Annotated in this window: 13 protein-coding genes and 1 pseudogene; 11 read left to right on the forward strand and 3 right to left on the reverse strand. The window is 70.7% G+C overall.

All coding sequences use genetic code 11. The annotated features are described in order from the left end of the window. The 5 genes and pseudogenes from VOI19_RS03890 to proB all read left to right on the forward strand — a co-directional run. Positions 1-1,229: pseudogene (locus VOI19_RS03890) on the forward strand (hypothetical protein); the annotation flags it as partial. Between the two features lie 209 nt (positions 1,230-1,438). After that, positions 1,439-1,741 carry a 50S ribosomal protein L21 gene (rplU, locus tag VOI19_RS03895; RefSeq protein ID WP_323791653.1) on the forward strand — a complete coding sequence of 101 codons (303 nt, stop codon included), beginning with the start codon at positions 1,439-1,441 and terminating at the stop codon, positions 1,739-1,741. A gap of 43 nt (positions 1,742-1,784) precedes the next feature. After that, complete coding sequence (gene rpmA / locus VOI19_RS03900; protein WP_323791641.1) at positions 1,785-2,039, forward strand: 50S ribosomal protein L27; 255 nt, start codon at positions 1,785-1,787, stop codon at positions 2,037-2,039. Positions 2,040-2,127: 88 nt separating this feature from the next. Further along, on the forward strand, positions 2,128-3,678 hold the full coding sequence (gene obgE / locus VOI19_RS03905) for a GTPase ObgE (protein WP_323791642.1): 1,551 nt from the start codon (positions 2,128-2,130) through the stop codon (positions 3,676-3,678). Then, complete coding sequence (gene proB, locus VOI19_RS03910; RefSeq protein WP_323791643.1) at positions 3,665-4,777, forward strand: glutamate 5-kinase; 1,113 nt, start codon at positions 3,665-3,667, stop codon at positions 4,775-4,777. Before obgE ends, proB begins: the two co-directional genes overlap by 14 nt. A 379-nt stretch (positions 4,778-5,156) precedes the next feature. Here proB and VOI19_RS03915 read toward each other — a convergent pair whose 3' ends face one another. From VOI19_RS03915 to VOI19_RS03925, 3 genes are all read right to left on the reverse strand, one after another. Then, positions 5,157-6,443, reverse strand: coding sequence for an HNH endonuclease signature motif containing protein (locus VOI19_RS03915; protein ID WP_323791644.1), 1,287 nt, complete (start codon positions 6,441-6,443; stop codon positions 5,157-5,159). 207 nt (positions 6,444-6,650) lie between these two features. Further along, a complete protein-coding gene (locus tag VOI19_RS03920) occupies positions 6,651-7,688 on the reverse strand; it encodes a glycosyltransferase family 61 protein (protein ID WP_323791645.1) in 1,038 nt (345 codons plus the stop codon). Continuing rightward, a complete protein-coding gene (locus tag VOI19_RS03925) occupies positions 7,681-8,148 on the reverse strand; it encodes a metallopeptidase family protein (RefSeq protein ID WP_323791646.1) in 468 nt (155 codons plus the stop codon). The genes VOI19_RS03920 and VOI19_RS03925 overlap by 8 nt, the downstream gene beginning before the upstream one ends. Before the next feature lie 50 nt (positions 8,149-8,198). Between VOI19_RS03925 and VOI19_RS03930 the strand changes: the two genes are divergently transcribed. From VOI19_RS03930 to VOI19_RS03955, 6 genes are all read left to right on the forward strand, one after another. Further along, the gene (locus tag VOI19_RS03930; protein ID WP_323791647.1) at positions 8,199-8,558 is read left to right on the forward strand and encodes a DUF3499 domain-containing protein; all 360 of its coding nucleotides are present in this window, start codon (positions 8,199-8,201) and stop codon (positions 8,556-8,558) included. A gap of 77 nt (positions 8,559-8,635) precedes the next feature. Further along, entirely contained in the window at positions 8,636-10,012 is a 1,377-nt protein-coding gene (locus tag VOI19_RS03935) for a phosphomannomutase/phosphoglucomutase (RefSeq protein WP_323791648.1), read from the forward strand. Further along, positions 10,009-10,194: a Trm112 family protein gene (locus VOI19_RS03940; protein WP_323791649.1), complete on the forward strand. Its 186-nt coding sequence runs from the start codon at positions 10,009-10,011 to the stop codon at positions 10,192-10,194. The genes VOI19_RS03935 and VOI19_RS03940 overlap by 4 nt, the downstream gene beginning before the upstream one ends. A gap of 27 nt (positions 10,195-10,221) precedes the next feature. Next, positions 10,222-11,256: an SIS domain-containing protein gene (locus tag VOI19_RS03945; RefSeq protein ID WP_323791650.1), complete on the forward strand. Its 1,035-nt coding sequence runs from the start codon at positions 10,222-10,224 to the stop codon at positions 11,254-11,256. A 32-nt stretch (positions 11,257-11,288) separates the two neighbouring features. Next, positions 11,289-12,233 (forward strand): DUF808 domain-containing protein, encoded by a 945-nt coding sequence (locus VOI19_RS03950; RefSeq protein ID WP_323791651.1) that lies wholly within the window; start codon positions 11,289-11,291, stop codon positions 12,231-12,233. A gap of 154 nt (positions 12,234-12,387) precedes the next feature. After that, on the forward strand, positions 12,388-12,963 hold a 576-nt coding region (locus VOI19_RS03955), incomplete at its 3' end, for an adenosylhomocysteinase (RefSeq protein ID WP_323791652.1).

Genomic DNA, 12,963 nt, shown 5'->3' on the forward strand with positions numbered 1-12,963 from the left:
CCGAGGTCACCTCGCTCGGCCTGATCCAGATGACGCGCAAGCGCATCGGCACGGGCCTGCTGGAGTCGTTCAGCGAGAACTGCCAGCACTGCCAGGGTCGCGGCGTCGTGGTCCACGACATGCCTGTCGAGCCCCGTCAGGGTGGCGACGACGACTCGCGCCGCGGCGGTGGCAGCGGCGGCGGCTCGGGCTCCGGCTCGGGCGGCGGCGGACGTCGTCGCGGCGGCCGAGGTCGCTCGAACGACGACGAGGGCTCGCAGTCGCAGAACGACGAGTCCGGCCAGTCCGGCCAGTCCGGTCAGTCGGCGTCCAAGCCCTCCCCGGCCGAGTTCGCCGCGATGGCGAAGGCCGAGAAGGCCCGCGAGGAGTCGGCAGCCGAGTCGGCCGACGCTGCCGCAGAGGCCCCCGGTGAGGCCTCGGTCGAGGCCCAGCCGACCGCCGAGAAGGCTGAGCCCACTGCGCCCAAGGTGGTGACGCGCACACGTCGTGGAGCGAGCCGTACGGCGCCGGTCTCGACCACGTCCGACACGTCTGCGCAGCAGACCGAGCCGGTCAAGCCGGTCGAGGCAGCCGAGGCTCCGGTCGAGCCCGAGGTGCCCGCAATGCCAGATGGGAAGGCCGAGCCCGCGCCGCCGAAGGTGGTGACGCGCACGCGTCGCGGAGCCAGCCGCACGACGCCCGTCTCGACCGCGTCCGACGCCCCCGACGCCCCTGAGGTCCCCGAGGCCCCGGCCGAGGTCGCAGAGGCTCCTGAGGCGTCTGTGGAGCCCGTGGAGGCTGCGGGGGAGACCCCGGCCCAGACGGCGACCGAGACGGCGACCGAGACGGGGGCCCCCAAGGTCGTGACCCGCACCCGCCGTGGCGTGAGTCGCACGGTGGCGACCGCTCCTCCGGAGACGGTGGAGGCCCCGGCCGCCGCCGCACCGGCCTCAGCTGGCGAGGCGCCGGCTGCAGCGTCTGACTCGACGCCCGAGCTGCCGCGTGTGGTCACCCGCACGAGGGGTGGGGCGAAGAGCCGCAGCGCGGCACCCGCGGAGGGTGCCGACGTGCCGACGATGGACCAGGCGACGGCGACGGCGGGCATCGGCTCGCCGGCGGAGTCGGGGTCCGTCGAGCCGTCGATGGCCGACCTCGAGCCCGGCAACGGGACCGACGACGAGTCAGACGATGGTGCCGAGGGCGAGACCGCGCACGTGCCGGTCAAGCGCAAGGGCACCCGCAAGCGCTAGAAGATCCGGGCTCCGGACGGCTCGTTTTGCCGTCCGGGGTCTGAGTCCGTAGCATTCTTCCTTGGTGCGCCCGGCGTGCCGCCTTCTGCCTGGCATTCATCCGCCTCACGCAGTCGGTCATCGAGAGCTCAATGGTTCGATGACTCGTGCGCGGTGTGGTCGAGGTGCCGCAGACCCAGATGTGTTTTGAAACGACGAAGGAGACCGCGGTGTACGCGATCGTGCGCGCAGGCGCCAAGCAGCAGAAGGTCGCTGTCGGCGACGTCATCGAGATCGACACGATCGAGACGCCGGTCGGTGAGACTCTGACCCTTCCGGTCGTGATGACCGTCGACGGCGAGACCGTCACCGCCACCGGCCTCGAGAAGGCCGCCGTGACCGTCGAGGTCCTCGGCGCGACCAAGGGCCCGAAGATCATCATCCAGAAGTACAAGAACAAGACCGGCTACAAGAAGCGCCAGGGTCACCGCCAGAAGTACACCCAGGTCAAGGTCACCGACATCACCGTCTGAGCTTCCGGCTCACCCAACACCACGACACACGAGGACATCTGAGATGGCACACAAGAAGGGCGCCGCGTCCACCAAGAACGGCCGCGACTCTAACTCCCAGCGCCTCGGCGTCAAGCGCTTCGGCGGCCAGACCGTCAACGCCGGCGAGATCATCGTCCGCCAGCGCGGCACCCACTTCCACCCCGGTTCGGGCGTGGGCCGTGGTGGCGACGACACCCTCTTCGCGCTGATCGCCGGCGACGTCGAGTTCGGTCGCAAGCGCGGCCGCAAGGTCGTCAACATCGTTCCCGGTGAGTGACTGACGCTCGATCCCGCTAGACCTTCCGACAGGGCGTCCCGATCTCGGGACGCCCTGTCGGCATTTTCGTACCTATTGAGGAGCACCCATGGCAGTCCCATCATTCGTCGACCGGGTCACGCTGAGCGTCAGCGCCGGTCGCGGGGGGCACGGGGTGGCCTCGGTCCACCGCGAGAAGTTCAAGCCGCTCGGCGGACCTGACGGCGGCAACGGCGGCCCGGGTGGGTCGATCATCCTGCGCGTGGAGACCGACGTCACCACCCTGGTCGACTACCACCACAGCCCGCACCGCAAGGCCGAGCACGGTGGTCACGGAGCCGGGTCGCACAAGAACGGCGCCCACGGTGCCGACCTGGTGCTTCCGGTGCCCGACGGCACCCTGGTGTCCTACAAGAGCGGCGAGGTGATCGCCGACCTCGTGGGCCCCGGCACCGAGCTGGTCATCGCCGAGGGTGGCCGCGGCGGACTCGGCAACGCCGCGCTGGCGTCGTCCAAGCGCAAGGCGCCCGGGTTCGCGCTCCTCGGCGAGCCCGGTGACGAGCTCGAGATCGTGCTCGAGCTCAAGGTCGTGGCCGACATCGGTCTCGTCGGCTTCCCCAGCGCCGGCAAGTCCAGCCTGATCGCCTCGATCTCGCGGGCACGTCCCAAGATCGCCGACTACCCGTTCACGACCCTGGTGCCCAACCTCGGTGTCGTCACCGGCGGCGAGGTCACCTTCACGGTGGCCGACGTCCCTGGCCTGATCGAGGGCGCGAGCGACGGCCGCGGCCTGGGCCACGACTTCTTGCGCCACGTCGAGCGGTGCGCCGCGCTGGTGCACGTGCTCGACACCGCGACGTTCGAGCCCGGTCGCAACCCGATGGACGACCTCGACATCATCGAGAACGAGCTCACCCGCTACGGCGGGCTCGAGGACCGGCCTCGTCTGGTCGCCCTCAACAAGATCGACGTGCCTGACGGTCGCGACATCTCCGACATGGTCATCGAGGACCTCCGGGCCCGCGGCCTGCGGGTCTTCCCGGTGTCGGCCGCCAGTGGCGAGGGCACGCGTGAGCTGATCTTCGCGATGGCCGAGATCGTCTCCGCCGCCCGCGAGGAGCGTGCGACCGAGGTGGCCCAGCGCATCGTGCTGCGTCCGCCGAGCGCCGACGGCAACGCCGACTTCACCGTCACCGAGACCGAGGACGGCTGGCGCGTGCGCGGCACCAAGCCCGAGCGCTGGGTGCGCCAGACCGACTTCAGCAACGACGAGGCCGTCGGCTTCCTCGCCGACCGGCTCAACCGGCTCGGCGTCGAGTCGCGGCTGCTTGAGCTCGGCGCGGTCGAGGGCGAGTCGGTGCTCATCGGTGACCCCGACAACGCCGTGGTCTTCGACTTCAAGCCGGGCCTGGACGCCGGCGCGGAGAACCTCGCTCGCCGTGGCGAGGACGATCGCCTCAAGGAGAACCGCCCGGCGCACGGCCGTCGTCGTGCGATCGAGGGCGCCATGGACGACCGCGCCGAGAACGAGACGCGCGCCGATGTGGCGCGCCGTCTCGACAAGCCGGAGACCTATGGTCCGAAGTCTTACGAGATCGGCTCGCAGGACGACCCCGACTGGGCCGAGAGCGACCCCGGGGCCGGTCGTGACAAGAGCTGAGGTCACCTCAGCACGACGTGTCGTCGTCAAGGTCGGTTCGTCCTCGCTGACGACCGCCACCGGCGGACTCGACCCCGAGCGCCTGCGCGCCCTCACCGACGTCCTCGCGTCGGTGCGGGCGGCGGGGGCCGAGGTCGTGCTGGTCTCCTCGGGCGCGATCGCGGCCGGGCTCGCGCCGCTCGGACTGACCCGCCGTCCCTCCGGCCTCCCCGCGCAGCAGGCCGCTGCGTCGGTGGGGCAGGGGCTGCTCGTGCACCGCTACACCGAAGAGCTGGGCCGCCACGGCCTGGTGGTGGGGCAGGTGCTGCTCACCGTCGACGACGTGACCCGCCGCGCGCACTACCGCAACGCCGCGCAGACCTTCGACAAGCTCCTCGAGCTCGGGGTGCTGCCGATCGTCAACGAGAACGACACGGTCGCCACCGGTGAGATCCGGTTCGGTGACAACGACCGGCTCGCCGCCCTCGTGGCCCACCTCGTCAAGGCCGACCTGCTCGTCCTGCTCTCCGACGTCGACGGCCTGTACGACGGCCGCCCCACCGACCCGGGCACCTCCCTGGTGCCGGAGGTGGTCTCGGCCGACGACCTCGACGGTCTGCGGATCGGCAAGACCGGCGCTGCTGGTCTCGGCACGGGCGGGATGCAGACCAAGGTGCTGGCCGCCCAGATCGCCACCGGCGCCGGCATCCCCGTCGTGCTCACCTCAGCGGCCCAGGCCAAGCAGGCCCTCGCCGGCGAGCCGGTCGGCACGCTCTTCCGCCCGACCGGGCTGCGCCGCTCGACCCGCATGCTCTGGCTCGCCCACGCCACCGAGACCAAGGGTGCTCTCGAGCTGGACGCCGGTGCCGTCACGGCCCTCGTCGAGCGTGGCGCCTCACTGCTGGCGGCCGGGATCACCGGTGTGAGCGGACGGTTCGTGGCCGGCGACCCCGTCGAGCTGACGGGCCCCGACGGCCACCTGGTCGCCCGTGGCCTGGTCAACTTCGACGCCGACGAGCTGCCCCGGCTGCTCGGTCGCTCCACCCACGACCTCAAGGCCGAGCTGGGCGCGGGCTACGAGCGTGAGGTCGTGCACCGCGACGACCTCGTCCTGCTCTAGCTCCGGACGCCGACCCTGTGGTCGTCGAGTAGCCGGGGTGCGAGCGCAGCGAGCGACCGGCGTAACGAGACGCCCGCGAGCGTGGCGGAGACATCTCGATAGGCCGGCCCGGCGACTCCGTCGCTTCGGCCGGCTACTCGATGACCGACGTGTCGTCGACGAACACGCAGCCCTCGGGCTCGACTCCGAGGTGCGCGCACGCGCCCAGGTGGGCGCCAGGGTCCGGTTTCGCGACCCCGAGAGCTGATGGCGTCGAAAGCCTGCGAAGACCGAGCGCGCGCAGGTCGTGCGTCAGGCGTGGTGGCGTTGGTCAGCAGCCCTACGCGCCCCGCGCACACGTGTGGCCCCGCCGTGGCCGGCGGGGTGTGGGGCGCGGTGTTCAGGGCTCGGGTGGGTCGTCGAGCGGGGTGGTGATGGGCATCCGCCCATGGCGGCGGCCCCGGGTGACCCTGAACCTGGCGCCGGAGGGGCTGGTCCAGTCGTAGACCCCAGGTTGGGGCGAGTCGTATTGCCAGGTGGAGAAGGTCTTGGCGCGGTGGTGCTTCCGGCACAGGAGTGAGAGGTTCGAGGTGGTGGTTTTCCCACCGGCCTCGGGGTTGTTCTTGTTGAAGGGGACTCGGTGGTCGAGGTCGCAGTGCTCGGCTCTGCGGGTGCAGTTGGGGAAGACGCAGTTCTGGTCGCGCAGGCGTACTTGTTCGACGAGCTTGGCGGTCGGCACGTAGGCCGAGGTCGAGATCTCTTGGTTGAGGTCGATGACGGGATTGATGGTGACGGTGGTGCCGGCGGTTTGGCACCAGTCCTTGAGCTGCTCGATGAGGACGTCCCCGCCGCCGATGTTGTCGATCGACACGTGCGGGCTGTCGGCGTCGATGTGCGCGTAGATCACGACCCCTCGCCCACCGGCGCTGCCGGCTCCGCTGGTGTCGAGGTCAAGAGACATCTGGGTGCGGGCCATTTCACCAACCGCCATCGAGCGGCGCGCGCCGAGGGACTCCTCGCAGCCGAGGTCGCCGAGGGTTTGGGCGCCTTGCTTGACGGCGGCCTCCAGGTCGAGGGCGTCCTCGACCGAAAGGGTGCCGGTGACGTCGACGGTGCCGTCGGTGGGGTGGTTGCGTTGGTTGAGGTGGACTTGGAAGTCGCGGTCGTCGGCGGCCTTCTTGCGACGCTTCTCGGCCTCTTCTGGGTCGTAGAGGTCGATGGCCTGGGCGACGGTGCGCTCGATCTGCGCGAACGAGCAGGAGTGAAGGGTCGGGGCCAACATCTGGTCGGCGTATCGGGCGGCGTCGTAGCTGAGGTTGAGGGTGCGTTCGCAGACGACGAAGGCTTTCCACACCGGGACCTTGAGAGCGACGACCTGTTCCCAGATACGGCGCAGTCGATAGCGGAGCTCGAGGGTCTTGGCGATGTAGGTGCAGCCGCTGTCGCTGCTCATCCCGAGCACGGCGGCGAGGTCGTAGGCGGCGAACTCATCGATCAGTGGGCACCCGACGCCGCCGAGGATGACGCCGTCGATCCCGAAGGTCAGGTCATCGACGAGGGAGTTGTCCACGCGGTACTCCACGGCCCACTCGACGACCATCTGCAGCGCGACGACCTCGGCCGCAGCGGCGGCCGCTCGGGCGTCGCGGACCGCGGCGATCGCGGTCGGGGTGGTGGTCTTGGGCACACCCTGATTCTACCTGCGATCACCGACATTAGATAGTGTGTTCGAATGATCTGTGGATGAGATGGTGGGTCGGTTCTGGGGCTTCGTCGACGGGCTCGTACCTCGCCCTGCTCAGCCTCCGGAGGTGGCGTGAGGGGTTTCGAGGCTCACTTCGTTCGCACCTCAACCACCGCTGCGGTGGCCGCCCTGCTCGCACCGGGCGAGCTGTCAGAGGCCCAGCGCCTCGAAGACCTCGGGCAGCTCGTCCGGAGTCACGCCGTAGGGCACGAACGCTGAGGGATGCTCGCGTGCCGAGTCGAGAACGAGCTGCTGGGGCACCTGGACGCCGGGGGAGCGGTCGTCGCCGAGCTCGAGCACGCGCACGCCCTCGGGGGCGAACGCCGACAGGTGCAGGGCGGTGCCGGCGGAGCCCGCGAGCACCGAGGCGCCGGCGGCCAGCCGGACCTGGTCGTGGATCGAGAGGCCCTCGGGGGCGACCACCTCGAAGCCGGCGTCGGCGAACGCTCGGTCGAGCGCGAGGTCGCGCTCGGGCGAGGTGCGGACGTACTTGTCCTTGCGCCGCTGCTCGGCGTTGAATTCGGTGCGCGTCAGGAAGATCCGGGGTCCGTCCGCGTCGAGCCCCGTCACGGCTCCGGCAGCACCCGCCATCGAGCGCCACACGTCGACGGCCTCGGGCTCGGCCCACCCGTTGACGACGACCGAGCGGGACGGCACGAGCAGGTGCTCGGCGTTGGCCGGGTCGGTGTCGATCACCTCGATCCGCACGCCCGCGTACGCCGTGAGGTCCATGAGCTCGCGCTGCCAGGGGTCGATCCCGCGGAAGCGGTTCGAGTAGCTGTGGAACACGATGCCGTCGAGCCGGGAGACGTCGACCCCGTGCTGCGCTCCTGGCCACAGCGTCGTGACGGTCTCGGTGAAGAAGTGACCGAAGTGGCCGATCCAGTGTCCGCCGTAGAGCCAGGTGCCGTCCAGACGCGGCGCCCGCGGCCGGGGCGGCACCCGCTCCGGGTCGGCCGCGACGAGCTGGTTGCCACCGAGGCCACCGGTCTTCTGCGAGGCCACCACGAGGGCGCCCTCGGCGTCGTGGACGGCGCCGCGGAGCCAGCGGTCGGGAGTGACGAGCGAGCGCAGCTTTCCTCGCTTGACCGGCGTCAGGAGGGCGTCGTCCACCGGGGTGAGGCTCATCTCGCCCACCCGAGCGAAGGGCGGCTGCGGCACGGCCCAGCTGCGGGGGGTGCTACTCATGGCCACCCACGCGCGGGTCGACGGCCTCGGGGTCGATGCCGAGCAGCTCGGCGACCTGCTCGACGACGACGGTCAGCACCATCGCCTCGAGGTCGCTGCGCGACTCGCTGCGGTGCTCGATCGGACGGCGGAAGACGACGAGCCGGGTCGGCTGGCCGCCGAAGCCACGCACGAGCGAGGAGAGCGGCACGGTGCCCGAGTCCCAGTCGTCAGGCAGCTGCGGAGTGTCCTCGACGGCGTACTCGACCAGACCGAGGTGGCGCTCCCAGCGGCTCTCGATATCAGTGATCACGTCGAGCACGAGACTGTCGAAGCGATCGCGCGAGGTCGTCCGGCGCGGATGGCCGTGCGGCCCCGCCAGCACAGCGGGTCCACGCGGGCCGCGACCGTGGCGGTCGCGCAGTCGGCGTTCGCGGGGCGGGCCCGGGGGGTCGAGCGAGAAGTCGAGAGGGGGAGCCACGTCCGCGAGCCTAGTGAACCGATCGACGCACGCGCGGTAGGTTCGGCGGCGTGAGTCTCGCCCGGCGCTGTTCGCGCACCCCTTGTGGCCGTCCTGCGGTCCAGACGCTCACCTTTGTCTACGCCGACTCGACCGCCGTCCTCGGACCGCTGGCGACGTACGCCGAGCCGCACGCCTACGACCTGTGCGCCACGCACGGGGAGCGGCTGTCGGCGCCTCGAGGGTGGGAGGTGCTCCGCCTCGCCACCGACCTCGGCGACAAGGGTCCTTCGGGAGACGACCTGCTGGCCCTCGCCGACGCCGTGCGCGAAGCCGCTCGACCGGCTCCGATCGAGCGCACCGCGCCGCAGCGCGAGACCGGTCACGAGACCGCTCGTCGCGGTCACTTGCGCGTGCTCAGCCCCGAGTAGTCGCCTCCTGTCGCGATTCGGACGCCCGACATCGACGACACGGCGATGCAGCCGGAGCAGTCCACTAAGGTCGAGCCATGGCAACTCTCGACTCCGCCAACGTCCATGCGATCTTCAAGGCCTACGACGTACGCGGCACCGTGCCCGACCAGCTCGACGAGGAGCTCGCGAGGGCGACCGGGAAGGCCTACGTCCAGGTCACCGGTGCCACCGAGGTGGTCGTCGGCTACGACATGCGCCCCAGCTCTCCGGGCATGGCCGGCGCCTTCGCGGACGGCGCCACGTGGGCCGGCGCCGACGTCACGATGATCGGCCTGGCCTCCACCGACCAGCTCTACTTCGCCTCGGGTCATCTCGAGATGGCCGGAGCGATGTTCACCGCCAGCCACAACCCTGCGCAGTACAACGGCATCAAGATGTGCCGCGCATCGGCCGTGCCGATCGGGCTCGAGACCGGCCTGTCCGACATCCGTGACCTGGTGGTCTCCGGTGACTTCGCCACGCCCACGCGCACCGGCTCGATCTCCGAGCACAACGTGCTCGAGGCGTACGCCGCCCACCTGCTCTCGCTCGCGCCGGTCTCGGGCCGCACGCTCAAGGTCGTGGCCGACGCCGGCAACGGCATGGCCGGCTACACCGCCCCGGCGGTCTTCGACCGGCTCGGCGACCAGGTCGACCTGGTCCCGCTCTACTTCGAGCTCGACGGCTCGTTCCCCAACCACGAGGCCAACCCGATCGAGGCGGCCAACCTGGTCGACCTCCAGGCCAAGGTGCTCGAGGAGCAGGCCGACATCGGGCTGGCCTTCGACGGGGACGCCGACCGCTGCTTCCTGGTCGACGAGACCGGCCGGGCCGTGTCGCCGTCCACCCTGACCGCCCTGATCGCCGAGCGCGAGCTGGCCAAGGATCCGGGCGCGTCGATCATCTACAACCTCATCACCAGCCGCGCGGTCCCCGAGATCGTCGAGGAGCTGGGCGGCACGCCCGTGCGCACCCGCGTCGGCCACTCCTTCATCAAGGCGACGATGGCCGAGACCAACGCCATCTTCGGGGGCGAGCACAGCGGTCACTTCTACTTCCGTGACTTCTGGCGCGCCGACTCCGGCATGCTCGCCGCCCTGCACGCGATGGCCGCCCTTGCCGCGAGCGACCAGACGCTCTCGCAGCTGCTCGCGAAGTACGAGCGCTACCCGATGTCGGGCGAGATCAACTCGACCGTCGCCGACCAGGACGCCGCGATCGCAGCGATCGAGGAGACCTTCGGCTCGCGCGACGGGGTGACGCTCGACCGGCTCGACGGGCTGACCGTCAGCCACGCCGACTGGCAGTTCAACGTCCGCGCGTCCAACACCGAGCCGCTGCTGCGTCTCAACGTCGAGGGCAAGGACGAGGCCATGATGGCCGCTGCTCGCGACGAAGCCCTTGCACTGATCCGATCGGGAGAGCCCGCATGACCGACCACGTGAAGACCCCCACCATCAGCCCGGCGCTGCTCGAGATCATCGTGTGCCCCGACTGCCACGGCGCGCTGGCACTCACCGGCGCCGAGCTGGTCTGCCAGGGCTGCGGCCTGGCCTACCCGGTCAAGGACGACATCCCGGTCCTCCTGGTCGACGAAGCCCGCCGTCCGGCCTGACCCCACCCCCCTTCCCGAGGAGCCGACATGGCCTGGTTCGACGAGTCACGCCTCGACGACGCCTCCGCACTCGGCGCAGCCGACCTGCGCCTGCGCACGCTTGCCGAGTCCGGCGCCCGCGTGCGCCGGGAGGCCGGCGGCGCCTCCGAGGTGATCGCCCGCGAGGTCGCCCACAGCAAGGACGCCCGGCCGCGCGCCGTGATCGCGGCAGGACCCGACTCGCGCCTGCTCCGCGCGGTGCTCGAGCCGTCCTGCCCGGTGCCGTTCGTCGCCTGGCCCGGGCCGGCCCTGCCCGGCTGGGCCGGAAGCATGGACCTGGTTGTCGTGCTCGCGCCGGTCGGCAACGACTCCGGCACCGCCTCCGCGGTCGCCGAGGCCAACCGGCGCGGCTGCCAGGTGGTCGTGGCCTGCCCGCCGGCCTCCATGGTCGCCGAGCACGCCGCGGGTCGCTACGCCTCGGTGCTGCCGACGGTGACCGACGACCAGCTCGCCACGGCCGTGGTCATGCTGACCTATCTCCACCAGGTGGGTCTCGGCCCCGAGGCCGACCCCGACCGGGTCGCGGAGGCCCTCGACCGGGTGGCGGAGTCGTGCTCGCCGCACCGCGACCTGGCGGTCAATCCTGCCAAGATGCTGGCGATCTCGCTGGCCGACGCCACGCCCCTGGTCTGGGGCGGGTCGGTGCTGGCCGCACGCGCTGCGCGCCGGGTCGCGGAGTCGATCCGCCGCACCAGTGGTCGCACGGCCCTGGCCGGCGACGCCGAGCACCTGCTTCCCGTCATCGAGGGAGCCCAGGCCCACAGCGTCTTCGACGACCCCTTCGCCGAGGGTGCAGGAGACCTGCGCCCGGTGCTGGTCGTGCTCTCGCAGGAGGGCGAGGACGACGACGACCAGGTCGTGCGCGACCAGCGCGAGAAGCTCCTGGCCACGGCCGCGGAGCGCGGGGTGCGGGTCGAGACCGTGGTCACCGACGCCTCGACCGACGTGGCGCGCTACGCCTCGCTGCTGCTCACCGGCACCTATGCCGCCGAGTACCTCCGTCTGGGCCTGGTCGACGACTGATCCGACCAGCCCTTCGGGCTAACCTGTCCCTCATGAGTGCAGGACTGTTCGGGCTGCTGGACGACATCGCCGTGCTGGCCAAGCTTGCTGCGGCGTCGGTCGACGACGTCGGGGCCGCGGCCGGCAGGGCGAGCATGAAGGCTGCCGGTGTCGTCGTCGACGACACCGCCGTGACCCCGCAGTACGTCCAGGGCGTCGCGGCCGAGCGTGAGCTGCCGATCATCAAGCAGATCGCCATCGGCTCCCTGCGCAACAAGCTGCTGTTCATCCTCCCGGCCGCCCTGCTGCTCAGCCAGTTCCTGCCCTGGCTGCTGACGCCGATCCTGATGTGCGGTGGCACCTACCTGGCCTACGAGGGCGCGGAGAAGATCTGGGAGCGCTTCTCCGGCCACCACGAGGAGCCGCAGCAGCTGGCGACCGAGATCGGGCCCGAGCAGGAGAAGACGATGATCTCCGGTGCTGTGCGCACCGACTTCATCCTCTCGGCCGAGATCATGGTGATCGCCCTCGACGAGGTCACCGACGAGGCGTTCCTGTCCCGGGCGATCATCCTCGCGGTGGTCGCGGTGGGGATCACCGCGCTCGTCTACGGCGTGGTGGCGCTGATCGTGAAGATGGACGACGCCGGCCTCAGCCTCACGCAGCGCACCTCGGCCCTGGCGCAACGGGTCGGGCACAGCATGGTGCGGTCGATGCCGCGGCTGCTCGCAGTGATCTCGGTGGTCGGCATCGTCGCGATGACCTGGGTCGGCGGGCACATCCTGCTCGTCGGGCTGGACGACCTCGGCTGGCACGCGCCGTACGACCTCGTGCACCACCTCGAGGAGGCGGCGCACGACGCGACCGGCGCCCTCGGTGGCGTGCTCGGCTGGCTGACCAACACCGCGGCCTCGGCGCTCGTGGGGCTCCTGGTCGGTGCCGTGGTGGTCGCGATCATGCACGTGCTGCCCTTCCGCAAGGCGCACGTCACCCACTGAGCGGGTCGGCCGACGACCCCTCGAGGCACCCCTTCGGGGATTCCCCCATCCCCGGGCGGCTGTCCTACCCTGGGTGAGGTCGCGTGGGAGATCCCAAGACGCGCAGATGCGCGGCGCGAACGCCACGAAACGCCTCCTTAAGGAGACACACCCGATGGACTACAAGGTCGCTGACCTCTCCCTGGCCGACTATGGCCGCAACGAGATCAAGCTCGCCGAGCACGAGATGCCGGGCCTGATGGCGATGCGCGAGCGCTTCGGTGCCTCGCAGCCCCTCGCCGGCGCGAAGATCGTCGGCTCGATCCACATGACGATCCAGACTGCTGTGCTCATCGAGACGCTGACCGCGCTCGGTGCCGAGTGCCGCTGGGCCTCCTGCAACATCTTCTCGACCCAGGACCACGCCGCCGCAGCGGTCGTCGTCGGCCCCGAGGGCACCGTCGACAACCCCACCGGCACGCCGGTCTTCGCCTGGAAGGGCGAGTCGCTGGAGGAGTACTGGTGGTGCACCCAGCAGATCCTCGACTGGGGCAACGACTTGCCCAACATGATCCTCGACGACGGTGGCGACGCGACCATGCTCGTCCACCTCGGCGTCCAGGCAGAGAAGACCGGCACTGCGCCTGACCCGGCGACCGCGAAGAGCACCGAGCAGCGCGTGGTGTTCGAGGTCCTCAACGAGGTCCTCGCGAGCAAGCCGAACCACTGGACCCCGATCGCCAACGAGATC

Origin of the sequence: Nocardioides sp., assembly GCF_034670285.1 — a bacterium.
In the GTDB taxonomy this organism is placed as follows: Bacteria; Actinomycetota; Actinomycetes; order Propionibacteriales; family Nocardioidaceae; genus Nocardioides.

Excerpts from the sequence above, each read along its gene's own strand:
- rpmA (WP_323791641.1), top strand. The coding sequence starts at position 1,785 with ATGGCACACAAGAAGGGCGCCGCGTCCACCAAGAACGGCCGCGACTCT.
- obgE (WP_323791642.1), top strand. The coding sequence starts at position 2,128 with ATGGCAGTCCCATCATTCGTCGACCGGGTCACGCTGAGCGTCAGCGCC.
- VOI19_RS03920 (WP_323791645.1), bottom strand. The coding sequence starts at position 7,688 with ATGAGTAGCACCCCCCGCAGCTGGGCCGTGCCGCAGCCGCCCTTCGCT.
- VOI19_RS03935 (WP_323791648.1), top strand. The coding sequence starts at position 8,636 with ATGGCAACTCTCGACTCCGCCAACGTCCATGCGATCTTCAAGGCCTAC.
- VOI19_RS03940 (WP_323791649.1), top strand. The coding sequence starts at position 10,009 with ATGACCGACCACGTGAAGACCCCCACCATCAGCCCGGCGCTGCTCGAG.
- VOI19_RS03945 (WP_323791650.1), top strand. The coding sequence starts at position 10,222 with ATGGCCTGGTTCGACGAGTCACGCCTCGACGACGCCTCCGCACTCGGC.
- VOI19_RS03950 (WP_323791651.1), top strand. The coding sequence starts at position 11,289 with ATGAGTGCAGGACTGTTCGGGCTGCTGGACGACATCGCCGTGCTGGCC.